22 protein-coding genes are annotated in these 24,768 nt (G+C 55.7%); 14 read left to right on the forward strand and 8 right to left on the reverse strand.

The window, feature by feature from the left end; genetic code table 11:
• Window positions 1-73: 73 nt before the first annotated feature.
• The 4 genes from CAP48_RS03495 to CAP48_RS03510 all read left to right on the forward strand — a co-directional run bounded on the left by CAP48_RS03495 (window position 74) and on the right by CAP48_RS03510 (window position 4,240).
• On the forward strand, window positions 74-1,060 hold the full coding sequence (locus tag CAP48_RS03495; protein WP_100694594.1) for a tripartite tricarboxylate transporter substrate binding protein: 987 nt from the start codon (window positions 74-76) through the stop codon (window positions 1,058-1,060).
• A complete protein-coding gene (locus tag CAP48_RS03500; RefSeq protein ID WP_100694595.1) occupies window positions 1,060-2,241 on the forward strand; it encodes an acyl-CoA dehydrogenase family protein in 1,182 nt (393 codons plus the stop codon). The genes CAP48_RS03495 and CAP48_RS03500 overlap by 1 nt, the downstream gene beginning before the upstream one ends.
• Before the next feature lie 2 nt (window positions 2,242-2,243).
• Window positions 2,244-3,380 (forward strand): acyl-CoA dehydrogenase family protein, encoded by a 1,137-nt coding sequence (locus CAP48_RS03505; protein WP_100694596.1) that lies wholly within the window; start codon window positions 2,244-2,246, stop codon window positions 3,378-3,380.
• Window positions 3,381-3,454: 74 nt separating this feature from the next.
• A complete protein-coding gene (locus CAP48_RS03510) occupies window positions 3,455-4,240 on the forward strand; it encodes a polysaccharide deacetylase family protein (RefSeq protein ID WP_153045648.1) in 786 nt (261 codons plus the stop codon).
• A 116-nt stretch (window positions 4,241-4,356) separates the two neighbouring features.
• Here CAP48_RS03510 and CAP48_RS03515 read toward each other — a convergent pair whose 3' ends face one another.
• Window positions 4,357-4,968, reverse strand: a complete 612-nt coding sequence (locus CAP48_RS03515; protein WP_161495190.1) for a LysE family translocator — start codon at window positions 4,966-4,968, stop codon at window positions 4,357-4,359.
• A 122-nt stretch (window positions 4,969-5,090) separates the two neighbouring features.
• On the opposite strand from CAP48_RS03515, the gene CAP48_RS03520 reads away from it, so the two are divergent.
• A complete protein-coding gene (locus tag CAP48_RS03520; RefSeq protein WP_100694599.1) occupies window positions 5,091-6,590 on the forward strand; it encodes a PLP-dependent aminotransferase family protein in 1,500 nt (499 codons plus the stop codon).
• Between the two features lie 57 nt (window positions 6,591-6,647).
• Here the strand turns inward: CAP48_RS03520 and CAP48_RS03525 are convergent, their stop codons facing one another.
• Window positions 6,648-6,983 (reverse strand): YegP family protein, encoded by a 336-nt coding sequence (locus tag CAP48_RS03525; RefSeq protein ID WP_100694600.1) that lies wholly within the window; start codon window positions 6,981-6,983, stop codon window positions 6,648-6,650.
• 259 nt (window positions 6,984-7,242) lie between these two features.
• Window positions 7,243-8,832 carry a YdgA family protein gene (locus CAP48_RS03530; RefSeq protein WP_161495191.1) on the reverse strand — a complete coding sequence of 530 codons (1,590 nt, stop codon included), beginning with the start codon at window positions 8,830-8,832 and terminating at the stop codon, window positions 7,243-7,245.
• A gap of 129 nt (window positions 8,833-8,961) precedes the next feature.
• Between CAP48_RS03530 and CAP48_RS03535 the strand changes: the two genes are divergently transcribed.
• On the forward strand, window positions 8,962-9,453 hold the full coding sequence (locus tag CAP48_RS03535; protein WP_100694602.1) for a nucleoside 2-deoxyribosyltransferase: 492 nt from the start codon (window positions 8,962-8,964) through the stop codon (window positions 9,451-9,453).
• Between the two features lie 114 nt (window positions 9,454-9,567).
• On the opposite strand, the gene CAP48_RS03540 is transcribed toward CAP48_RS03535, so the two are convergent.
• Entirely contained in the window at window positions 9,568-10,113 is a 546-nt protein-coding gene (locus tag CAP48_RS03540; protein WP_100694603.1) for an SET domain-containing protein, read from the reverse strand.
• Complete coding sequence (gene panB / locus CAP48_RS03545; RefSeq protein WP_100694604.1) at window positions 10,110-10,934, reverse strand: 3-methyl-2-oxobutanoate hydroxymethyltransferase; 825 nt, start codon at window positions 10,932-10,934, stop codon at window positions 10,110-10,112. Before panB ends, CAP48_RS03540 begins: the two co-directional genes overlap by 4 nt.
• Window positions 10,935-11,087: 153 nt before the next feature.
• Between panB and ilvB the strand changes: the two genes are divergently transcribed.
• On the forward strand, window positions 11,088-12,842 hold the full coding sequence (ilvB, locus tag CAP48_RS03550; protein ID WP_100694605.1) for a biosynthetic-type acetolactate synthase large subunit: 1,755 nt from the start codon (window positions 11,088-11,090) through the stop codon (window positions 12,840-12,842).
• A 30-nt stretch (window positions 12,843-12,872) separates the two neighbouring features.
• On the opposite strand, the gene pabB is transcribed toward ilvB, so the two are convergent.
• Entirely contained in the window at window positions 12,873-13,988 is a 1,116-nt protein-coding gene (gene pabB / locus CAP48_RS03555) for an aminodeoxychorismate synthase component I (RefSeq protein WP_100694606.1), read from the reverse strand.
• A 690-nt stretch (window positions 13,989-14,678) separates the two neighbouring features.
• Here pabB and CAP48_RS03560 point away from each other — a divergent pair.
• The 7 genes from CAP48_RS03560 (at window position 14,679) to CAP48_RS03590 (ending at window position 23,122) form a co-directional block, all read left to right on the forward strand.
• Window positions 14,679-16,139: an NAD(P)-binding domain-containing protein gene (locus tag CAP48_RS03560; protein ID WP_100694607.1), complete on the forward strand. Its 1,461-nt coding sequence runs from the start codon at window positions 14,679-14,681 to the stop codon at window positions 16,137-16,139.
• Complete coding sequence (locus tag CAP48_RS03565) at window positions 16,136-17,110, forward strand: ABC transporter permease (RefSeq protein WP_100694608.1); 975 nt, start codon at window positions 16,136-16,138, stop codon at window positions 17,108-17,110. Before CAP48_RS03560 ends, CAP48_RS03565 begins: the two co-directional genes overlap by 4 nt.
• A complete protein-coding gene (locus CAP48_RS03570; protein ID WP_192871272.1) occupies window positions 17,107-18,033 on the forward strand; it encodes an ABC transporter permease in 927 nt (308 codons plus the stop codon). Before CAP48_RS03565 ends, CAP48_RS03570 begins: the two co-directional genes overlap by 4 nt.
• Entirely contained in the window at window positions 18,030-19,022 is a 993-nt protein-coding gene (locus CAP48_RS03575; RefSeq protein ID WP_100694609.1) for an ABC transporter ATP-binding protein, read from the forward strand. Before CAP48_RS03570 ends, CAP48_RS03575 begins: the two co-directional genes overlap by 4 nt.
• A gap of 8 nt (window positions 19,023-19,030) precedes the next feature.
• Window positions 19,031-20,032 carry an ABC transporter ATP-binding protein gene (locus CAP48_RS03580; RefSeq protein ID WP_369806321.1) on the forward strand — a complete coding sequence of 334 codons (1,002 nt, stop codon included), beginning with the start codon at window positions 19,031-19,033 and terminating at the stop codon, window positions 20,030-20,032.
• Window positions 20,033-20,114: 82 nt separating this feature from the next.
• Window positions 20,115-21,677, forward strand: coding sequence for an ABC transporter substrate-binding protein (locus CAP48_RS03585; RefSeq protein ID WP_100694611.1), 1,563 nt, complete (start codon window positions 20,115-20,117; stop codon window positions 21,675-21,677).
• Window positions 21,678-21,793: 116 nt separating this feature from the next.
• Window positions 21,794-23,122, forward strand: coding sequence for an acyl-CoA thioester hydrolase/BAAT C-terminal domain-containing protein (locus CAP48_RS03590; RefSeq protein ID WP_100694612.1), 1,329 nt, complete (start codon window positions 21,794-21,796; stop codon window positions 23,120-23,122).
• An 86-nt stretch (window positions 23,123-23,208) separates the two neighbouring features.
• On the opposite strand, the gene CAP48_RS03595 is transcribed toward CAP48_RS03590, so the two are convergent.
• Both CAP48_RS03595 and CAP48_RS03600 read right to left on the reverse strand, forming a co-directional pair.
• On the reverse strand, window positions 23,209-24,003 hold the full coding sequence (locus CAP48_RS03595; RefSeq protein ID WP_100694613.1) for an SDR family NAD(P)-dependent oxidoreductase: 795 nt from the start codon (window positions 24,001-24,003) through the stop codon (window positions 23,209-23,211).
• Entirely contained in the window at window positions 23,996-24,766 is a 771-nt protein-coding gene (locus CAP48_RS03600) for a citryl-CoA lyase (RefSeq protein ID WP_100694614.1), read from the reverse strand. The genes CAP48_RS03595 and CAP48_RS03600 overlap by 8 nt, the downstream gene beginning before the upstream one ends.
• Window positions 24,767-24,768: the final 2 nt, after the last annotated feature.

Raw genomic sequence — 24,768 nt, forward strand, 5'->3', positions numbered from 1 at the left:
AATCACCCGATTGCAGGTTGGGCAATAATCGGCGATTTGACGTCAATTCAATACAATACAACGGAGACAGACAATGCAAAAAAAAGACGGCTTACTGAAGTGGATGGGACTGGCCCTGCTAATGGGCGGTGCAATCGGTATCGTGCCGGCAGCAGCGCAGGCCGCGTACCCGGAAAAGCCAATCACGATTGTGGTTCCCTTTGCAGCGGGTGGCGCTGCCGACACATTGGGCCGAGTGCTGGCCGACAAGATCGGACAAAAGGTCGGGCAGCCGGTGATTGTGGAAAACAAGCCGGGCGCCGGCACACTCATCGCATCCAATCACGTGGCAAACGCCAAGCCAGATGGCTACACGCTCCTGCTGGCGGCATCTTCGCTGGGGACAATTCCCAGTATCAATAAAGATGTCAAATATGACCCAGTTGAAAGCTTCGTGCCGATTACCCAGGTCGCATCCGTGGTGCATGTCATTTCGGTCAATCCGGATGTGCCGGTTAGCAATGTAAAGGAGCTGATCGAACATCTGAGGAAGAACAAAGGCAAGATCAGTTATGCCTCGCTGGGAACCGGATCGTCAACGCAGCTGGAGGCCGAAATGTTCAAGAGTATGGCCGATGTCGACATGCAGGACATCCCTTATAAAGGGAGCGCGCCAGCGCTGACCGATCTGATCGCGGGCCGCGTGCAGGTCATGTTCGATGCGTGGGCCTCCACCGGCCCCTACGCCAAAGCCGGCAAAGTCAAGGTGCTGGCCGTCACGACGGACAAACCGTCTGCATCGATTCCTGATATGCCGACCATTTCTGAAGCGGTGCCGGGCTTTTCTGCCATGCCCTGGCTTGGACTGGTCGCTCCCAAAGGCACGCCGGCCCAGGTCGCTGACGTCATTTATCAGGCAGTGCATGAAAGCGTGCAACAGGACGACGTGAAAGCCAAGTTCAAGACACTTGGGCTGGATGTGATTGCCAGTGATCCGGCCACTTTCGGGCAGTTCATCAAAAAGGATGTAAAAACCTGGAGCGACGTGATCCGCAAGGCCAATATTACGGTGAACCCATAATGACAGACGACTTGCTGCCACAGAGTCCAAAGGCCTTTCGAGCTTACGTCAGGGCCTGGATGGCGGAGCACTATGCACAATTTCGGCGCGAATGGGCAACAAAAGCCGAGCCTATATCGCTGCACTATCGGCGGGCCTGGGAAGATACCCTGTGTCGCCATGGCTGGTCGGGGCTTGGCTGGCCATCGGCATACGGAGGCAAGGCCCTGCCGCTGTCGCATCAGGCCATCTATCTGGAGGAGCTGGCTCGCAGCGGTGCGCCGCTGGGCGTCAATCTGATCGGCCATGGCATTTTTGCGCCAACGTTGTTGCACTTCGGCACGCCAGAGCAAAAGGCGCGATACTTGCCGGGGATATTGCGAAACGAACAAATCTGGTGCCAGGGTTACTCGGAACCGGGCGCCGGTTCCGATCTTGCTGCGGTCACCAGCCGGGCGCGCAAAACTGACGACGGCTATGTGCTGGACGGGCACAAAATCTGGACATCGTTTGCCAATTTGGCCGATTACTGCTTTGCGCTGGTACGCACGGATCCCGACTCACAGCGACACCGCGGTTTGAGTTTTCTGCTGGTAGACATGCGCCAGCCCGGTGTCAGGGTTGAACCGATCCGGCAACTGACCGGCGAGGCGGAATTTTGTGAAGTGTTTTTTGAGCAGGTTAAAGTGCCGTCCGATTGCCTGCTGGGACAAGAAGGCGATGGCTGGCGCATGGCGATGGCGGCAGCCAGTTTCGAGCGAGGCACCTATTTCATACCACGGCTGGTGCAGTTCGAACGCGAGCTGGCGCGAGTGCGTTCCCTGATCGACAGGGTAGCGCAAGACTTGAGTCCGGCAGCGCTGCAGGATTACCGGCAGCGTTGGGCGGCCCTGTTTGCCGATAGCACGGTATTGCAGTTGAAATCGCGCCGGGCACTGCAGGCCGCCATGGACGGCGATCCGCCAGGCCCCGAGGGCTCTTCAACCAAGGTGCACTGGAGCGAGGCTCATCAGCACATGCTTGATTTGGCGCTGGAGCTGCTTGGGCTGGACGTATGTTCGCCCGATGTCACTTTGCAGGAAGACGCGGCATTTTTCTCGCATGCCAGTCTGTGGTCGAGGGCTGAAACCGTGCTGGCGGGAACGTCGGAGATTCAGCGCAATATTATCGGCGAGAAAGTACTGGGACTGGCAAAGGGATAAACATGCTTCACAATGACGATGATTTTCTGCTGGACCCGATCCGTCGGTTTCTTGCTGAACAAGCCTCGGTGGCGACATTACGTGGCGCCCTGCGCAACAACAAGCCGTGCGCACGAGGCGCTTCAAAGGCGGCGCAGGAGCAGGTAATGCTGCCTCACGCGCCTGTCCCGGATGATGGCAGCTGTGATAGCCGCATCCATGCCACGTTATGGTCGCAAATATGCGAACTGGGTTGGCCGACGCTGCTGGTGTCCGAAGCGCACGGCGGCATCGGATTGGGCATGGCACAGGCCGCCAGGGTGATGGAACTGGCCGGGCGTGCGCTGCTGCCCCTGCCCTTGGATCAATGGATGACGACCGCGGCTTTCCTGTCCGAGCTGGATACGCAATCGTGCACATATCAATGGCTTGAGCGCGCCATGCGTGACGGGCGCCTGGTCGCATTTGCCATGCGCGCCCCAGGCGACAGATTGTTTGTGCCGTACTGTTTTGATGACAACGAAATACTCATGCTGCAATACGCCGACGACACACTGCTGGCCCGGGTGGCCGACGGCATACCCGGTGCGCCGGGGATTGATCCACTAATACCTGGCGGCTGGCTGCAGGCGCCTGCGTGGAAAACGCAGGACAATCTTGCCTGTGACGGCATGGCGTGGACACGCTTTGAGCTGCGCTCACGTGTTCTGCTGGCGGCGCAACTACTGGGCGTGGCTGCGCGCGCACTGGAGCTGGCAAGCGCTTACGCACAGGAGCGACAGCAATTTGGCCGTCCTATCGGCAGTTTCCAGGCCATCAAGCACCGGCTCGCCCAGGATTGGATGAGCCTGGATAACGCCCGTTTGGTGGTGTTGGAGGTGGCGTCTGATATGGACATGGTCGACCCCTCGAAAACGGATGCGAGAGACATATCACTGATGGTGGCGCTTGCGGAGTACACGGTACAGCAGGCTGCCAACGTTGTTGTGAGAAACGCCCTGCAGGTGCACGGTGCAATGGGGATGACTTGGGAATGTGATGTGCATTTTTACCTGAAACGGGTGCACTTTCTGTGCGCGATTATGAATCGATCGCGCACAGCGGCTGATCGATTACAAACAATATGGAAGCTGTCAGAAGACAGGATGGCCGTATATTGAACGATATTGCTTGACGGCTGCAGGGGCACTGGCTATCGTTATGATCCCGCTTGCCAGTGCAGATAAATATTACTGTGATTACATGGTTTCGCCGCCATACGCCGGCTGTTCATTTTCTTGTCATCGCGCTTGCCGTGCTGCTGTATTTGCTGTGGCCGCCTGGAGCGATCCTGTTGATCGTTCTGTACGTGGTGGCCCTTGGTGTGGCCAGTATGAACATGGCTACCAACCTGTATGTGGATACTTTCAGGCATGTTCGTGCGAATGGTGATGCGGGCGGCGTCCAGGGGCGGGTCGCAGATATCGCGCTAACCTTCGATGACAGTCCGACCGAAGGGACCGCGCAAGTCCTGGCCATACTCAAAGCGCACGATGTGAAGGCCACTTTTTTCATTGTGGGGGCCCATGCCGCGGCGCGTCCCGCCCTGTTGCGGCAAATTGTGCAGGAGGGGCACGCCATCGGTAACCACAGCTACAGTCATAAGAGCACACTGCCTTTCCGGCGGCCAGCTGCAATTCTTGCCGATATACAGCGCTGCACTGAAACGATTACCGATATTACTGGTGTGGTACCGCAGATGTATCGTCCACCATTTGGCGTGGTCAATCCCGGGATAGGCCAGGCGGTCCGGACCAGCCGTCTTCCCTGCGTGGGCTGGTCGCTGCGCTCTTTCGATACCGTGACGCCTCAGCCGGCGCGCTTGTTGTCGCGAATTACAAGACAACTGGCACCGGGCGCGATTGTGCTTTTACATGACTATCCGGCGGTAACGCCGCAAATCCTGCCTGAGCTGTTGCAGGAAATAAAGCGAAAAAATTTCAATTGTGTACTGCTGTCGCCCGAGACCCTGCTGCCCTGACTTCGCTGTGATTGCCGTTGCGCTGGCATTGCTCGAGCTTCGCGCGGCAACCACATCGCGGTACGAAGACAATCGTCGTGCTATTGCATAAAAACAATATCGGCGATATCGCTGGTTTACATCCTCAGATCTGCCATTACCATGGGTATGACAGATGCGATCAATAGCAGCGCCATGACAATGTTAAAGCCGCGTTGGGCCACCGGTGTGGTAACCAGTTTTCGCATGAGCGTTCCACCAAACATCCATACACTGATGCAAAGCAGGTTGATGATGATTGCCAACACGGAAATCTGCAACAGGGTCAGCTGCCCGATATTGTCCGGTACATAAATGCTGAACATGCTGATCACCATGATCAGCGCCTTTGGATTGATCCACTGGAAAAGCACGGCGTTCCAGAATCCAAAGGGTGACGCTTCGTTCGAGACGGCAAGCGGGGTCGGCGGGATCGAGGCGATTTTCCAGGCCAGCCACAACAAATAAGCCAGTGATGCGATTTTGAGAAAATCAATCAGCCAGCCAGCGTACAGCGTCACCCAGTGCAAGCCAAAAGACATCAGCACGATCATCACACCCATGCCCGCACTGATACCCAGGCAATGAGGGATCGTGCGTCGTACGCCGAAATTGACCGACGAAGACAGCAACATGAGGTTGTTGGGCCCCGGGGTTACCGAAGAGACAGCGATAAAAATGGCCAGTGCCACAAGCATGGTGTATGTCATAAGTGTTTCGATAGCGTGGTCTTGCATGAAATGACACTATATGACAAGATACCAGTACAGTACCGATACAGTCAGGTACTGTTTTTTCCGTCCTGTACCGTTTCTTTTACCAGAACAGATTAATGACAAGCCAGCCCATTTCCCCCGTCTGCTCTCCGCTGGACAATGACCCATTGCTGTCGGCACAGCAGACGTCGGGCGACCCGGCTGCCCAGAAAACGCCGCTGCTGGCTCACTGGCAGCCGGTCAGATCCGGTTCGCAGACGCTGGTGGATCAGATCGTGGATCGCTTTATCGTTTGCATTGAACAGAATGTATTCAGGCAGGGCAGTCGCCTGCCCTCTGTCAGATTACTCGCGCAGGAACTCAATGTCAGTCGCTATACGATTGTTGAGGCGTATGACCGCCTGGTTGCCACCAATCATGTGACTGCCAACGCCCGTTCGGGCTATTTCGTTCAGCATAAAAAAGAGCCTGCACGCGGCATCAAAAGTGGACAGATCGTACCGCCATTGCCCGAGGACAGGATTGATGTGCCCTGGATACTGAATCGCCTGTTTTCCCAGCAGAACAACCTTGGCCTCAAGCCAGAGTGGATCGACAGTGAGATCGTGGCCCGGTCCATTCGAAAGGTGGCCCGCAAGATGCAGCCGTCGGCGCTTATGTACGGCGAACCCTTTGGCTTTGCGCCTTTGCGCCAGACTATCGTGGCTCAGCTGGCGGCGCAGGATTTGCATGTGCAGCCGGCTGGCGAGGTATTGCTGACCACGGGCGTGACGCACTCGGTGGACCTGCTGATTCGCCAACTGGTGCGACCCGGCGATTATGTCGTGGTCGAAGAGCCATGCTGGTTTGTCGCTTTTGCCTATTTGCGCATGGTGGGCGTCAATATTCTGACTGTCGCGCGCACCCCTCAGGGCCCCGATATGGCGCAACTGGAGACGCACTGCCGCAAGCATAAGCCGGTTCTCTTCATTTGCAATAGCACGGTGCATAATCCTACCGGCTTTACCCTGAGCGCAAGCGCGGCGCACGACGTACTGCGACTGGCCCAGCAATATGACATGTGGATTGTCGAAGACGACACCTACAGCGAGCTTGGCGCCGGTCCACCACTGCGCATCAGTACGCTGGGTCAATGCGAGCGTACGTTCCTGCTGGGCAATTACTCCAAGACGTTGGGCGCCGCGATGCGGGTAGGCTATATTGCCGGGCCGGCGAATATTCTGAGTGAAATAGCCATGCTCAAGCTGCTTTCTGGCCTGTCTACTTCCAGCCTGAACGAGCGCGTTATTTACGAGATCATCAATGGCGGACATTACCGCTCACATATAGAACGGCTGCGGCAACGCATCAATTCGGCACGCACCCATATGCTGGCGCGCCTGAGTGCGATGGACTACGCGCTGGCCCAGCCGCCTGCGGCAGGCTTATTCCTCTGGCTTGACATGACTCGTGATGCAGAGCCGCTGGCTCGTCAATTGAATCAACGCAATATTCCTGCAACGCCCGGCTCGCTGTTTTATCCCGATCAACGAGTCAGTACGTATCTGCGCCTGTCGGTCAGCAGCTGGGATAATCCGCAATTATGGGAAGATCTGGCCGCCTGGAGGCAAGCTTAAGTCTTGCAGGCAATGCGAGCCAGCCAGGCAGCCAAGCGCAATCAGCGTTACGGTGGGTCAGGGGGCAGGTTCGCGCAACGTGGCCGTTGCAGCGTGGTGCCTGACAGTGCGTGCGGCCTGCTTGGCGGCGTTTGGGTCTGCAAATAACGGGCTGCTACCAATGATCTGACCGTTGCCCGCTTTCAGGTTGAAATAGATTTTGCCGCTCGCGGATTTTTCGAAAACGTAACGGCTGTCCATACCTGCATTCTTTCGGACCGATTCAACTCCATTTCTGGCTGAAGCCAGGGTCGTGTAGGTTTCGCTTTTCAGGACGGACGAGCCATCTGCGGCATGCAGGGAAAAATGAAATTGGCCATCCACGGATTTTTTGAGTTCGAACGAAGCAGACATAGCAATGAATTTCCTAGCAAGTGTAATTGAACAAACACCTCATGAAAGAAACCGCCTGGCAAAGCATACTGCAAATTCGGATAATTCAAAATGAAATAATTCAACTGCAATTTTTGCGAGCAACGCGCCAAGGCTCAGGCAGGTGCGATTGTGATTGATTTTCTCGCATTCCCGCCAGACTGCGATCCTGCTGCGCATCCTGAAGATGCGTCGCAGGACGGCATATGCCGCTCATTAGTATTGTTGCGGAAGCGGTCGGCTATTGGCTGTCGCTGTCCGGGCCTTTATCGTCCTGGCTAGGGTCTTCGGGCGATACCGGCTGCTGCGGCGTCAATTGCCGGATTTGTTGTTCGGCGGCGGCCGCGCGTGTCTGTATGGCGCTGACAAATTCCACCGGATCAAACTGTTCGCCATTCATATTGATATCGCCGGCCGAGACAAGTGAGGGATCGCCATCCAGGCTGACCGACAGGCCAATGTGTTCCTGCTTGCTGAACAGTAATTGGTTGCTGACCAGAACGTCAATGATCGCATCCAGGTTTTCTGCCGACGTGCTCCGGGCAGCTGTCTCTGGTGCTGCTGCAGGCGGAGATCTGAGCTGCGCTAACCTGTCGGCTACGCCTTGTGGCATGGCCTTGTCCGCATCCACTTCGATCCTGACGGAACGCAAGGTATTGAGCAGCAAGGCATATGGATCATTGCCAAATTGCGAAAGTAGCGGAACCGGATTATTGATTGACAGGTTGACGCTGGCCTTGGCAGCGCCTTCAGGTAGCGTCCATATGATCGGTCCTAGCGCCAGCTCGGGTTGATTCGATAGCATCAAATCCAGGCTGGCCAGCAAAGGCATCCACTGCTGTTGCGGTGCGCCCGATTCGCCTGACCCAGGGGTGTGCGCAAGCTGCTGCCAGATTTGCGCCATGAACTGCATTGCACCGGCCCGGTCCAGTCGGGTGGCCGCCACTGCATATTGCAGCTTGCCTAGATCGACCCCATTGATGCGAACTCGATTCATAACGGTATTTTGTTGCAGCGCCAGCAAATTGTCGCTGGGTTGTGCTTTTGCGTCGGTCTGGAATTGCTCAATTTCCAGCTGGGCATTTTCGCCGGCAAGTGAAAACGCCGCCAAGGTTGATTGCTGCTGCCATAACGGTGTCTCAGTATTGCGACCGTCATATTGAGAAGATAAGGCAAGATCCCGCAAGATCAGGGTGCTGGTGCCGTTGTCGTTTTGTGGCGGGGTGACCTGCATCAATGGCATGGAACCGGCAAATTCGGCCTGCCGGTTTGCCGCATCGATCTTGCCTTCAAAGGTCATGCCGTCAAAGTGCAACTGGCCGTCCCGCTGGTTGTTGAACGACAGCGAAGCCAGGTGTCCTTGATATTGCGTGTGCCCGTCAAAATGCGTCGTCAATTGCAATTGAAGAGGCGGCCGCCCCTGGCTCAGCTCGAACAGGCGTGCGGTTTTTTCGTTGTTGACCAATGCGACATGACTGTATGCCTGCACGGGCTCAAGAAGCCCTTGCTGCAATCGTGACAGCGGCAGCGGGCCGTGCTCGATATGCACATTGAAGTCCAGCGAATACGACTGTCCCGCGTTGTCAATTCGCAGCGTCAGCATGTAATTTGAAGAAAACAATCCGGAATCGGTTTTCTCCGATGAGACTTGCACGGGAAGCCCGTTGCTGCGCAGCTGTGCATTGATGTTCTGTGTGCGAAGGTTGACCTGTTCGTCCGCTTGTGTGCCGCTATACCATGCGCCACCGAAGTAGCCCAGGATAACCAGCAGTACAACAGCAGCCAGCGCTTTGGAGATTTTTTTGCCCATGATGTCCGTGATGTGCAACATACCGATAATGTTGCTGCATGCCCCAGCGAATGTACTATTCCGATAACCCGATTGCAGGCGCAATGTTGCGGAATGTAAGATGTGGCTTGCGGGAAAAATTGCCCGAATGAATCTGTGGATGGATTGTAAATGAAAAAAGTTTACCTTGCCGGCTTTGACGTCTTTCGGCCGGATGCAGTCAGTTATGGTGAGCAGCTCAAGGCCCTCTGCGCCAGTCATGGGTTTGAAGGGCTGTATCCGCTGGATAACGCCGCGCCGCAGCAGCTACGCGGGGCGGCGCTGGCAGACTGGATTTGTCAGGCCAATATCGCGCTGATCGAACAGGCCGATTGGGTCATGGCCAATCTGAATCCGTTTCGGGGGCTGGAGCCCGATTCCGGCACTGTCTTCGAGGTCGGTTATGCTGTCGCAAAGCACAAGCCGGTATGGGTTTATACGGCCCAGACGCAGCCATTGACTGAGCAGGCCGGCGTACAGACACGGGAGGGGCGCATTGTGGATGCACAGGGCTACACGGTGGAAGATTTCGGAATGAGTCTCAATTTGATGATTGCATGCAGCGCGAAAATTGTGCACGGCGATGTCCGGGCGTGCCTGAAGGCGATGCAGGCCCATCAATAAGGGTGCGCACGTGACGCCCCGGTTCTGCTGGCGTCACGCCTATGGCTTGGATCAGGCCGGCATGCATACTGCTTTCGGAATGCATGCCGTGTGGGCCGTGACAACGGGCCTGAATCAACCAACTGGTGAATGTGTGGCTTTACTGGCTGCTTTTCTGGCGGTTTTTTTCTTCGCTTTCTTTTTCTCGGGTAAAGCCAGCATGGTGCCGCGGCATGTTTTCGCCCCACACAGGCATTTGTACTGTTCGCGCAGCGTTTTGGTGATTTTACCGTCCATGATCAGGCCATAATCATAAAACAGTTCTTCGCCTTTCCGGATATCGCGGATGGCATAAATGTAGACCCGCTTGCCGCCACGGCCTTCCTGTGTTTCGCAGTTGGGTTCACAACTGTGATTAACCCAGCGCGAATCATTGCCACCGTCACCACCGTCAATAATTTTGCCGCTACTGGTAGAAAAAAAGAAGGTGTGAAACGGATCTTCAGGATTGACCGGATGCATTTCATCAGCCTGCCTGGGCGTGATGCGCTTGCCGGTGTATTCAATGATGCGCGTCTCCTTTGGGATATCGCGGGTGGCGAAAACACCGTTGCCGTGCAGTGTCGACTTGCGCACAATATGCCAGGCCGGATTGGCGATGTGTTTCTTTTTTTCGGTCATTTTTTCTTGACGCCAAAACAATGATCCAGGGTTGGAAACGTGCCTTCGCGTACCTCATTGGCATAAGCCTGGACGCCCTCGCGGATGGCGGCTTGTACGTCGGAAAATTGCCTGGCGAATTTGGGAATGCGGTTGGGCGTCAGATTGAAAATGTCTTCTGCCACCAGAATCTGACCATCGCATTCGGGCGAAGCACCTATGCCAATCGTGGGTATGCTTAGCGTTTGCGTTATGCGCCGCGCCAGGGGTTCTGCGGTGCCTTCAATCACAACTGCGAAGGCGCCGGCCTGTTCCTGCGCCAGTGCATCCTGATAGATCGCCTCGGCCGCTTCGTCTGACATGCCCTGGGCCTTGAAGCCACCCATGGTGTTCAAGTACTGCGGCATCAGTCCGATGTGGGCCAGCACCGGAATGCCGCGATCCACCAGAAAGCGCGTTGTTGCCGCTAGCGGCACGCCGCCTTCGTATTTGACGGCATCGGCGCCGGATTCCTTAAGCAGGAACGCGGCGTTGCGAAAGGCCTGCTCGGGCGATTCCTGGTAACTGCCGAAGGGCATATCGACCACCACGCAGACATTCTGTGTAGAGCGCACCACCGCCCGCGCGTGGGCAGCCATCTGTTCCAGCGTGATGGCCAGCGTATTCTCCATGTTGTAGCCGACCATGGCGGTCGAATCTCCAATCAGGATCATATCCAGAAACTCATCCAGTACACGGGCAAAGGGAGCGGTATAGGACGTGAGCGAGACGATTTTTTTCTGGTTTTTGTAGGCCCGCAGTTGCGGGACTGTAATACGTTTTGCTGTGGTATGCACACTCATCAAAAGCACCTTTCTTGAAAGACAGCTGGCCGCCTGCGGCCACATGGCGAAGGGGTAAGTTTACCGTGTAATCGCGGGATTTCTGTCAGTGGATTACAAAAAGGATATTATTTAAGCTTCCAGGAAAAAAACGTCTGTCAGTTGGATTGAATAATGAACACACCCCAGAATGATACGCCCGCCGTCAATGGCGCCCGGTTGATGCTTGAAACCCTGATTGCCAATGGCGTAGATACCATTTTCGGCTATCCCGGTGGGGCGGTACTGCCGCTGTACGACGCGTTGTATTCCGAGCCGCGCATCCACCATGTGCTGGTGCGCCACGAGCAGGCAGCCATGCATGCGGCCGAAGGTTATGCGCGCTCTACCGGCAGGCCCGGCGTTGTGCTCGTGACGTCCGGCCCCGGTATGGCCAATACCACCTCGGGGCTGCTCGACGCCTTGTGCGACTCGATCCCCGTGCTGTGTATCAGCGGGCAGGTCGCGACCGGCGCGATTGGCACCGATGCGTTCCAGGAGTGCGATGCGGTAGGTATATCCCGGCCCGTGACCAAATGGAATGCGCAGATCAAGCGTGTCGAAGACGTGGCGGCCATGACGGCCAAGGCCTATAACATGACAGCCGCAGGCCGTCCCGGACCGGTGCTTGTTGACTTTCCCAAAGATATCCAGATGGCGCCGGCGCCGCAGGAGCAGGAAAGTGAAGCCGTTGAACCCGCTGTTAATACGGCGGGACAAATGACGTCTTCTGTGATGCAGGCCGCCATCAAGCGCGCGGCGTCACTGATCGCCAATGCCAAGCGCCCGGTGTTCTATGGCGGCGGCGGGCTGATCAATTCCGGTCCCGACGCCTGCGAGGTTTTCTCCAATCTGGTCAGCTATACCGGCGCGCCCTGCACACTGACGCTGATGGGGCTGGGCGCTTTTCCGGCCAACGACAAACAGTTCGTGGGCATGCTCGGCATGCACGGGACGCTGGAGGCCAATCTGGCCATGCATCATGCAGACCTGATTGTTTGTATCGGCGCACGTTTTGACGATCGTATTACCGGGCGCCTGTCAGACTTCTGTCCACATGCAGTCAAAATTCATCTGGACATTGATCCGGCATCCATTGATAAAGTCGTGCGTGCCGACGTCGCGCTGGTGGGAGACTGCTATCCGGTGCTCAAATCGTTGTTCAACGAGATCAAGTCGCTGGAGCGCGAGCCTGGCCTGATCGACGATTGGTGGACTCGCATTGAAAAATGGCGCAGCACCAATTGTCTGGGATTTACGCCGTCCGACGAGGTGATCTTGCCGCAGCATTTGCTGGCAACGGTCAATGATTTGATTGAAGGCCGGGACACTATTGTGAGTACCGATGTCGGCCAGCACCAGATGTGGGCCGCACAGTATCTGAAATTTCGCGAACCCAATCGGTGGCTGACTTCGGGAGGTGCCGGCACCATGGGGTATGGCGTGCCGGCTGCGATCGGCGCGCAGGTGGGCAACCCCGATTCCCTGGTGGTGTGTATTAGTGGAGACGCATCTGTGCTGATGAATATCCAGGAGCTGTCCACGGCAATTCAGCATGAAACGCCGGTCAAGGTGATTCTGTGCAACAACCGGCACATGGGCATGGTTCGCCAGTGGCAGGAACTGATTCACGAAGGGCGCTATAGCCACAGCTATAACGCGTCCATTCCCGATTTTGTCGCGCTGGCAACGGCCTTCGGTTGGGGCGCGGCCACGGTATCTGATCCGCTACAGCTGGAAGATGCCATCCGTGATTGCTTCGATTATGACGGGCCGTATTTCCTGAATGTGGAAGTCCAGCCGCAGGAGAATTGCTTCCCCATGATGCCTGCTGGCTATGGCCATCAGCAGGTCATGCTTTCTGAAGATACCTGGTACGTGGAAGAATAATTGAGACGGTGGGGTTGCCAATTGCCTCAGTCATAGCCATGACTGGGTGTCCGTTGTTATCACCCGGGCCTTCCACTGGCATTCCTGCCATTCTTCCGAAAGGTCCGAGTCCATGACAATGCCTCTACCTACGCCGTAGACTCCTTCCTCACCTGTTATGGTGAGGGTGCGGATGGCGGCATTGAGCTGCATATCACCATTGGGGGCCAGCCAGCCAATACTGCCGCAGTACAGCCCCCGCGGTTGAGGTTGCAACTCACTGATGCGGCTCATAGCGGCGATTTTTGGCGCACCAGTGACAGAGCCGCAGGGAAACAGCGCAGTCAGGATGTTCGCCAGCGAGATATCGCCGACATGCGCACGGATCGTTGATGTCATGGTCCAGATGGATTCGTATCGCTCAATTTCAAACAGCTTCTCCACGGTAACGCTACCGGGCGTTGCGATGCGCCCCAGATCGTTACGAAGCAGATCCACAATCATGCAATTTTCGGCACGATTTTTGAGACTGGCGGCCAGCCCACGGCGGGAAAGCTCGTCCATGACGGGATTTGTGTGTCGGGGAGCAGTGCCTTTCATAGGACGGGAGCACAACCATGGGCCGCTTCGGTGTAGAAAAAGTTCAGGCGAGAACGAGAGGACATGCGTTTCTGCCATGTTGATATAAGCAGCATATCGGGTGGGCCGCCTGTGCAGCGTGTTGCGATAAATAGACAGTGGTGATTGCTCGCTTCTAACCAGAAGCGGGAAGGTGTGATTGATCTGGTAGACATCTCCGTTCATTAGCCAGCGTTTTATTTTTCTGATATCCCGTTCATAGTCTTTCCAGGAAATTCCTGGCTTCACAGATGAAATTAGTGGCTGTCCCACTGCAGCGGGCGCAAGTTGAGGAATGTTTCTGCGTTGATTGAAACCAAATGCAGTAAGCAGCGGAATGCGTTTGTCTTGCTCTGTACCTTGCAAAGCGTGTTCAGACAAACTACAGGGCTCCAGCACATATCCCAGCTCGTAGGAAAGTATTAATACAATCCAGTTTCCCTTATTTTGCTGCTCTTTAATGGCGGTGAAAGTATGGGCAAGCGTGGCGACGTCATGAGCGTCAATGCGACCGTGGTACTGCGTGAATGCAACGGACTTATGGTCGATCGTGTTGTCGAATCAGCAAGAGACCATTTTCGAGTTAATAAATATGCTGAATTGAAAAAAACAGAGTGAATTTTCATAATATTTTTTTCATCTATCATGTGCTCGATAAACGGCGAGAGAAAGACACAACATCATTACGAAAATCCAAAGCCACTGAGTGGGTAGCAGCGACTGGTCTAGAACTAGCCAGGCAAGAACTCCGGAAGCCGGTATCGTTCCTACTGAACATAGGCTTACGAACCAAGCGGGGCTATATTCATATGCTTTAGTTTTTTGAAAAATCAGAACAAACACCTAACATACAAAAAAAAGCGCGACTGGCACGACAGTAGGCTTTTCATTCGCAAAAAACGAAGGTAATTGTTCCGCCAGCCGTTATGGCTATCAGCGGTTTACCCTTGGCATAACTGCGAACTGATACACAGATGCAAAGCAGTGTCGTTCGTTGTTTCACCGAATCTCGCTTGATTGGGTAGACATTTTTCACCAGGATATCTGGATTACACTCGTAATGCCGTTGCCATTCTTCCACCGGCATCATTATTACTATTGATATATATTAATTACTAAATAATCTATATTAAACTGGCCATATTCTTTAAAATGACTGGTTACGCGTTTCTTTATATCATTGCGTAATAATCAAACAAAACCATCAAGGGTAAACCCTTGTACTTTTCGAGCTATAGAATGAGTTATCACCCACCGGAAAAAGACGGGCTGGCCGGCCTTGAAGCACGTTTGCGGGAAGATATTTCCCGGCTTGATCTGCCCGGCAAGGACTGGGTCCAGCCGCGTCAGGTTAATGGTGAGCGTTTATTGAATGTCGCCATTATCGGTGGCGGAATGGCGGGTCTGACGGCAGCGGTGGCGTTGCGCAATCTGGGAGTGCACGCCTGTAATTTTGATCGCGCCCCCGCTGGCTTTGAAGGGCCGTGGGCAACAACGGCGCGCATGGAAACCCTGCGCTCGCCCAAACAACTGACGGGGCCCGCCCTGGGGCTGCCGTCGCTCACGTTTCGGGCCTGGTTCGAAGCACAGTACGGACGCCAGGAATGGGAGGCGCTGGATAAAATACCACGCTTGCAATGGATGGATTATTTGCGCTGGTATCGCAAAGTCATGAATGTGGATGTGCGCAATGAACATCACGTTCGTCATGTCCATCTGCATCCTGACAATTATCTGGAACTGACGCTGCAGGCCCCAGAGGGCCAAAAAGTGGTGGCTGCCCGGCGCCTGATTCTGGCGACCGGCCGCGATGGCCTGGGCGGGCCGGCTTATCCTGCATTTGCCGATAAGGTGCCGGCTCATCTGCGTGCGCATTCTTCGGATTTCTTTGACTACAACACGCTTGCCGGCAAGCGCGTCGGGGTGATCGGCGCAGGCGCGTCGGCCATGGACAGTGCTGCTACTGCGCTGGAAGCTGGTGCCCATAGTGTGGATATGATCATTCGGCGTAATGAGATTCCTCGTATCAATAAAGGCAAGGGCTCTGGCAGTCCCGGCCTGGTGCACGGCTACGCAGGCTTATCGGATGACTGGAAGTGGCGTATTCGCCATTACATCAATGTGCAGCAGGTGCCACCGCCCAAAGGCAGTACCTTGCGCGTGGCTTCCCATCACAATGCCCGCTTCAATGTCGGCTGTCCGGTAGTGGACATCGACGTGCGCGAGGATGTGATCTATCTGACCACGCCCAAGGGCACCTTTGTTTTGGACTTTCTCATTTTTGCCACCGGCTTTAACATCGACTGGCACCTGCGTCCGGAGTATGCCGAGCTGGCGCCGCTGGTGCGAACCTGGGGGCAGCGTTATGCTCCGCAGCCAGGGCAGGAAGATGCCGAACTAGCTGCCTGTCCCGACTTGGGGCCGGGTTTCGAATTCCAGCCCCGCGCGGGTGTGGATGCGCCTGGATTGGCGCATATTCATTGTTTCAGCTACCCTGCCGTCGCCTCGCATGGCACGGTCTCTGGCGATATCCCGGCTATTTCAGACGGCGCATCGGCCATTGCCCGCGCCATTGCCGGTTCGCTTTACCAGGAAGATGTCGCCGCTTATTATGCGCAACTGGAAGCCTATGCTGAGCCGGAGCTCGATGGCGATGAGTGGACGGCCGCGAACCCGCCCTTGCCCGTGGAGGCGCAATGACGCTGTGGCTGATTAAGCGCGTCCTGCAGGCGCTGCTCATTATCCTGTTGATGACAGTGATTGTCTTTATCGGCCTGCACGCGGTCGGCAACCCGATTGATATCCTGATCGGGCCCGATGCGGATCAGCGAGACCGCGCCCGCATCATCGCGCAGATGGGACTGGATAAGCCGTTATGGTTGCAATATTTTCATTTCCTGGGCAGTGCGGTGCAGGGTGACCTGGGCAATAGTTTTGTTTACAACCAGCCGGCCCTGCAACTGGTGTTGCATCGTCTGCCAGCGACCATGGAGCTGGCGTTGGCTGCCCTGGTGATTGCGATTGTGGTCGGTGTGCCGCTGGGGCTCATAGCCGGACTGTATTCAGAAAGTATTGTGTCCCGCACAATCATGACCGGCAGTATCCTGGGTTTTTCCTTGCCAACGTTCTGGGTCGGACTGGTGCTGATCATGGCATTCAGCGTCAGTCTGGGATGGTTGCCTTCTTCGGGACGAGGGCAAACCGTGACGCTGTTTGGCTATCAATGGTCGTTTCTGACGCTCGATGGTCTGCGGCATATGTTGTTGCCGGCCATCAATCTGGCGCTGTTCAAGGTTTCACTTGTGATCAGGCTTACTTATGCCGGCGTGCAGGAAGTGCTGCCGCTGGACTATATCCGTTTTGCCCGTGCCAAGGGTCTGAGTAATCTGCGGGTAATCGGCGTGCATGTGCTGCGCAATATCATGATCCCTTTGATTACTGTCCTGGGGCTGGAGTTTGGCTCCACCATTGCCGGGGCTGTGGTGACCGAGAGCATTTTCTCCTGGCCTGGCGCAGGCAAACTGATCCTGGATAGTATCAATGGCCTGGACAGACCGGTTATCCTGGCCTATCTGGTCATTATTGTCTGTGTTTTCGTCACCATCAATTTGCTGGTGGATATTGCCTATCGCCTGCTTGATCCGCGCGTTCGGCTGGAGGGCGCGCGATGAGCCAGCCTGTGACCGAGTCCGCCGTGCAAGCGGTGATTGCCGCTCCTAAGCCTTCCCTTTTTCGAGAAAGGCTGTCCGATTTTTTCTCTTCCAAGCGCGCCGTCATCGGCTTTGTGCTGCTGTTGCTGCTGGCTTTCGGTTCGGTGTTCGCCCACTGGCTGACACCGCAGAACCCTTATGACCTGATGCAACTGGATATTCTGGATTCGCGACTTGAGCCAGGGAGCGCCAACGGTGCCGGCACCTATAACTACTGGCTGGGGACAGATGGACAGGGACGGGACCTGCTGTCTGCCATTTTGTACGGCCTGCGTATCAGCCTGACCGTCGGCGTGGGTTCTGCGCTTATTGCAAGTGTGGTCGGAACAATACTGGGTGTGCTATCGGCTTATGCCGGAGGCCGCATAGACAGCTTTATCATGCGCACGGTGGATTTGATGTTATCGTTTCCAGCGATTCTGATTGCGATGATGATTCTGGCGTATCTGGGCAAGGGTATTGGGAATGTGATATTGACGCTTGTGATACTGGAGTGGGCCTATTACGCCCGCACCGCCAGGGGGCAGGCGCTGGCAGAGCGGCAGAAAGAATATGTTGAGGCGGCCAAAAGCCTGAATATTCCGCAATGGCGGATCATGCTGCGGCACATTCTGCCCAATTGCCTGCCGCCCTTGATTGTGATTGGCACCTTGCAGGTTGCGCGTGCGATCACGCTGGAGGCGACTATGAGTTTCCTGGGGCTGGGCGTGCCCGTGACCGAGCCTTCGCTGGGTTTGCTGATTGCCAATGGCTATCAATATATGCTGTCGGGACAGTACTGGATCAGCCTGTTTCCGGGGGTCGCACTGCTGGTCACCATTGTGGCGCTGAACCTGGTGGGCGACCGTCTGCGGGAAATATTTAATCCACGGAGGCAGCGATGAGTACAACGCCTTTGCTGGACGTTCGCGATCTGCGCACCCATTTTATGACCCGTGCAGGACAGGTGCCCGCTGTAGACGGTGTATCGCTGCAACTGGAGTCGGGCCGTATTCTGGGGCTGGTCGGCGAATCCGGTTCAGGCAAGTCGGTCACCGGCTTTTCCGTTATGGGACTGGTGGATGAACCGGGCCGTATCGTCGGCGGGCAGATTTTGTTCAAGGGCCAGGATTTGCTTACGCAGCCGCAACGACAATTGCGACACCTGCGTGGCAACCGGATCTCGATGATTTTCCAGGATCCGATGATGACACTGAATCCGGTGTTGCGGGTGGATACGCAAATGATTGAAACCTTTCGCGCACACGAAAAAATCAGTCGCAAACAGGCCTGGGAACAATCGCGCGATATGCTGGGGCTCATGGGTATTCCCAGCCCAGAAGCTCGCCTGTCGGCCTACCCGCATCAGCTTTCGGGCGGCATGCGTCAGCGTGTGGCTATTGCCATAGCGCTGTTGCTACGACCTGATCTGATCATCGCGGACGAGCCCACGACGGCGCTGGATGTCACGATTCAGTCACAGATCTTGTCGGAGATACAGAAGCTGTCGGCCCGGTACGGTACGGCGCTGATCTGGATTACCCACGATCTGTCAGTGGTTGCCGGACTGGCCGATGATCTGCATGTCATGTATGCCGGTAAAATTGTGGAGGCTGGTACGGTCGATCAGGTGCTGGACAATCCGCAGCACCCGTACACCCAGGGCCTGATCCAGAGCCTGCCGGCCAATAATGTAAGAGGGCAGCCGCTGCGGCAGATCGCAGGCATGACGCCTAATCTGCTGTCATTGCCCGCGGGCTGTGCGTTTGCCTCGCGTTGCCCGCGACGTACCGCGGTCTGTGACACGATGCCTGCGCTGGACGAACTGGCTGCCGGGCATCGGGTACGTTGTTATCATCCGGGCGCTGTTCCCGAAACGGAAGAGGCCCTATGACAAATGCTATAGAAACCCCGCTGATGCGGGTCAGCCATGTATCCAAGACCTTTGGACATACCAGTGATGGAATACTGGACCCCTGGCTGCAAAAGCTCAGGCTGACGCGCCCCTCGGCGGCAACGCGCGCCGTAGACGATGTGAGTCTGGATATTGCCAAAGGCGAAGTGGTCGGCCTGGTCGGCGAATCCGGTTGCGGCAAGTCGACGCTGGGTCGGATGGTGGCCGGCATTATGGAGCCAACAGCCGGTCATGTACTGGTCAACGGGCAGGATTTGAAAACACTGCCCAGGCACGAGGCCGAGGCTGCCCGCCTGAAAATCCAGATGATTTTCCAGGACCCCTATGCCAGCCTGAACCCGCGCATGCGCGTGCGCGACATTGTGGGAGAGTCTCCTCGACTGCATAACATGGTATCGGCGGCGGGCCTGGAGCAGTATGTATCCGAACAACTGGAGCGCGCCGGTTTGTCGGCCAGCCTGCGCAACCGTTTTCCGCATCAATTCAGCGGCGGGCAGCGCCAGCGCATTGGTATCGCGCGGGCATTGGCTGTGGCGCCCGATATGCTGGTCTGTGACGAAGCCGTTGCGGCGCTGGACGTCTCCATTCAGGCGCAAATTCTGAATCTGTTCATGCGATTGCGCGCAGAACTGGGGCTGACCTATCTGTTTATCAGCCATGACCTGGGTGTCGTGGAGCATTTATCTGATCGCGTCGTCATTATGTATCTGGGCCGCATCGTAGAACAGGCGCCGGTAGCAGAGATTTTCAGCAGGCCCAATCACCCCTATACCCAGGCTTTGCTGGCCGAGATCCCCAAAATGCGGGATCGCAAGAAAGTATTTTCGATTATCAAGGGTGAAATACCCAGCCCGCTTAATCCGCCGGCAGGCTGTCATTTTCACCCGCGCTGTCCGCATGCCATGCCTCGCTGTCGTGTCGAAGTGCCGCTACTGAAAGCGGTATCCGGCGGACATTTGAGCGCCTGTCACCTGAATGACCAAACCTGACAGAATGTTAGGGATTCGTTGCCCGATTCCGATCGTGTTGATTATATTGATAAAGTAGCAGTAACCTTTTAGAGGAATACAAATGAAAAAGCGCGTACTGGCTGCCATCGCAGCAAGCCTGCTGGCCGCAGGCAATATGACCCATGCCGAAGAACTGACCATTGCTTTTGCCGACAATTTGTCTTCGCTGGATCCACAACTGAACAACTTCGCGGGCGATCGCTCGGCCGGCCTGTTTTTCTTTGATATGCTGGTCAATAACTACCACAATAAACTTTTGCCAGGCCTGGCCACCGAATGGAAAAATACCGGCCCCACAACTTGGGAGTTCAAATTGCGTCCCGATGTTAAATGGAGCGACGGCACCCCGTTCACGGCGGAGGATGTGATTTATTCGATCGAGCGTATCCGTAAGGTACCAGGTTCGGTCGCGCCGTTTACCGGCTATGTGCGTACAATCAAGAGCGTGACCGAAAAAGAACCGGGCACGCTGGTATTTGAAACCACGATTCCCAATCCCGGCTTGCCGCTGAACCTGGCCTCTGTGCATTTGGTACAGAAAAAAAGCACGGAAAATGCGACAAGCGATGACTTCAATTCCGGTAAAGCGCTAATTGGCACAGGGCCGTATAAGCTGGTTTCCTACACGCCCGGCGCGGGCTTTCAGGTAGAGGCCAATCCCTCATACTGGGGTGAAAAACCCTTGTGGGACAAAGTATCGTATCGCTATGTAGCCAACGCCGCGACGCGGTCTACGGCGCTGCTGTCGGGCGATGTGGATGTCATCGATAAGGTCTCGGTCGCTGATCTGAAAAAGCTGGAAAACAACGACAAAGTCAACGTCTATGCCTATAACGGACTGCGCGTATTTCTGCTGCAACCCAGCTTTAATCCGAAGCCCAATAAATTCATTACCGACAATAACGGCAAACCCCTGGATAAGAATCCCCTGCTTGATCTGAAAGTGCGGCAGGCATTGTCGCTCGCGATCAATCGCGATGCCATCGCCGATCGCATTCTGCAGGGCAGTGTGACTGTGGCAGATCAGTGGATGCCCAAGGATTCGATTGGCTACAACCCGAATATCAAGCCGATTGCCTTTGACGCGCAGAAAGCCAAGGATTTGCTGAAAGAGGCCGGTTACCCTGACGGTTTTAATTTGACCATCCATGTGCCCACTGACCGCTATCCCATGGCGCCCGAAACAGTGCAGGCCGTGGCCCAGTTCTGGAGCCGCATTGGTGTGAAGACCCAGGTGTCCGTAGTACCGTGGGCCGTTTACTCAAGTGCCGCCAGGAAAAACGAATATGCCATGTCGGTGATTGCCTGGGGGAATGGAACGGGTGAGGGCAGCTATGCCATGGTTAATATCCTTGCCACCGTCAACTCCGACAAAGGCCTGGGTGCCTCCAATTGGGGCCACTATAGCAGCCAGAAAATGGACGACTACCTGAAGCAGGCAACTGAAGAGTTCGATGATGACAAGCGTGAAAAAATCATGCAGGATGCGGCCCAGGTGGTATCGGACGAAGTAGGTGTGATTCCCATGTTCCATTACAAAAACATCTGGGCGACACGCAAGGGACTGGTTGTCAAACCCTTGAGTTCGGATCGTACCGTGCCGGCCATGGTAACCAAGGAATAAGCTGACAGCAGACGAATGCCAGCGCCGCGCCATCAGGGCTGCTGTCCAATGTGCAGATATCACGTCTGTCATTGGGCAAGCATGATGGTGAGGTACAGCGAATGAATGGAAGATCTATGCTAAATGAAATTTTATCGGTAACACCTGCCGATGCGCTGATCGATGAGCCACGTGTTATCCGTGTCGATGGTCTGTCGGCCGGTGAACGTATTACGATTGTGAGTCAGACCGAGCGCGCCGGTGGCGTGACGTGGCACAGCCAGGCCGAATTTGAGGCTGATGCACAAGGCGTTGTGGACGTCAGCACCCAGGCACCGCTGGCCGGGAGTTACCAAGGCGTGTCCCAAATGGGGCTGCTATGGTCACAAGTGCCGGCAGAGCAGAATCGCCGCGAAGTATTTGCCGACACGGTGGCGCAACCGCTGGTAACCGAGCTGACCGTGACCACCGCCAGTAACACACTGCGCGCAACACTGACCCAGCGCCTGATGGATGAGGGTGTTGAACGCATCGAGGTACGCGAAGATGGACTGGTAGGCACATTATTTTTACCCTCCACACCCGGACCGCATCCGGCTGTGATGATCCTGAACGGATCGGGAGGCGGTATCAATGAGCCTCGTGGTGCGCTGTATGCGTCGCGTGGTTATATTGCATTTGCATTGGGCTACTTCAAGGCGCCAGGTCTGTCGGACTATATTTCGAACACGCCGCTGGAATATTTCAGAAAAGGCATGGACTGGCTGCGCAGGACCCAGCGGCCGCTGGGCGGATTCGTTGCATTGAGCGGCCAGTCGCGTGGCGGAGAGTTGGTCCTGCTTCTGGCAAGCCTGTTTCCGCAGGACGTCAGTGCAGTGGTGGCCTATGTGCCGGGGGCTGTGGTGCACAGCGGGCAAAACGCCGCTGATCCGCAGGTGGGTCGCAATGGCCCGGCCTGGCTGCTTAACGGCAAGCCGCTAACCCATGTATGGCAGGACAACAAGACGGCCACCTGGGCGCCATTCGACGAAGGCCCCTCGCCGCATCGTCACGAACGCGCTATCATGACCGCCTTGCAGGATAGCGATGCGGTCGCCCGCGCCCGCATTCAGGTCGAAAAGATACAAGGACCGATTATTTTGCTGTCGGCCACCGATGATGGGGCCTGGCCATCCAGCCTGTACAGCAAAATGATTTATGACCAATTGAATGAAGTGGGATTCGAGCATGTTGTGCAATGGGTGGACACCAAGGACGGCGGCCACAGCATCGTATTCCCTTACGTGCCCACGACACAACTGGTGTATGCACATCCGGTCTCGGGCAAAATCAACACCGGGGGCGGGACACCATCTGCAAATGCACAGTCCGATGAACACAGCTGGGCTGCGATCACGGAATTTCTGCAAAATGCCGTCAGGGCGCATCTGAAGCGCCGGCAGGACAATGAAAGACAGTCATATTAGCCAGGTGGATGGCGACAGGCCTTGCTTGTGCCGTCAGTTGAGAAGCGTGGGGTTGATTCGATTGTGAATCATCTGCCGGGCAGGCGCTAATATTTTCCGGTGAGCCCGCCATCCACAATCAGTTCCGTGCCGGTGACGTACGAAGCCTGATCGGAGGTCAGGAATGCGATGCAATGGGCAACTTCCCAGGCGGTGCCCATTCTTTTCATTGGAACCTGCGCGTCTCTTTTTGTTCGAACTTCCTCCATATCACCGGATGAGGAAAAAACAGCGCCCACATTTTTTTGGATTCTGGGAGTGTCAATCAGTCCCGGAATAACGGTATTGGCTCTGATATTTCGATCAGCATATTCATGGGCAATCTGCTTTGTCATTTGTATCAATGCCGCTTTGGTAACGCTATAGGCCAGGTGAGGATATCCCACATAACGGATGCCCGCTACTGAGGCAACAGACACAATGCAGCCTGCGCCGCGCTCAATCATGCCCGGTATCAAGCGCTTTGAAAGCAGCAACAGGCTTTCAACATTGGTCTGGTGGATGCGTTGGAGGTCTGCGACGGACGTTTCATGGATACCGCCGGTTTTTCCGATGCCTGCATTGGCGATCAAGGTCGAAATGGGGCCAAACCGTTCCGTGGCGATCTTCAACACACGGTCCATTTCGTCGGGGCGGGTAATATCGCCTTGCAAGGGTAAACAGGTCCCCCCTATGCGTTCGATTTCCTGGGCGGTTGCCCGGGCGGCTTCGGCATGACAATCCAGGGCAATGACTTTTGCGCCGGACTGGGCAATGAGTACCGACGTTGCCTTGCCGATACTCCAGCCTGGTGCACTGCTGCCGGCGCCGGCGACCAGTACCACTTTGTCTGTATCATCCATTGCCTGTGTCCCTTTTTGAATATGGAATGGCCTGATCAATGGTGTCCCAGATAAAACGGCCCGACGGAGTGTTTTGCTCTTCGGCGATATGGGAAACCAGACCCGCGGCTCGCGAAATGACCGCAAAACCGCGCATCAGTCGTGATGGTACGCCAATGGCGCCGAGCAGGGCGGCAACCGCCCCGGTCGCGTTGATCGTAATGTGCCTGGCGTATACCTGGTCCACAGCGCGGCTCAACTGCTTGAGCGCGTCGATATAGTGACGCTCCAGCGCCGCTTCGCTATCGGCAAGGTCAAGCAGCTTCAATGAACGAGGATCATCCGGCTTGTGCAAATGATGACCGAATCCCGGCAGGAATTTTTTCCGGTCTTTATATCTTGTGGCAATGGCCAGCGCTGCTTCTTGCTGATCGGGCGAGGCAATAATCTCGTCCAGCAATATCGAGCAGTTTTCCATGGTTCCTACAAACTGGCTGCCGACAGCCAGCAGTCCCGAGGCCACCGCGCCCTGCAGATTTTCCGGTGCACTCATGTAGATCAGTCTGCTTGCGATGGCGCTAGGCGTCAGCCCGTGTTCCATAAGGGTAACCAGGACTGCATCTACAACTTTGATGTCGACCGGGCGGGCTTTTCTGCCCATGATCTGCAGGAACATGACCTCAGTGAAGGTAGCCTCTCCGATCAGATCATTGACAAGGTCCTTGTCACGGTAGTTCATGCCGGTAAGCGAGTGTGTGCATAGTTCAGTGACGGGCTCTTTCATCG

The sequence above is a fragment of the Advenella sp. S44 genome (assembly GCF_002810445.1).
Taxonomy (GTDB): domain Bacteria; phylum Pseudomonadota; class Gammaproteobacteria; order Burkholderiales; family Burkholderiaceae_B; genus Advenella.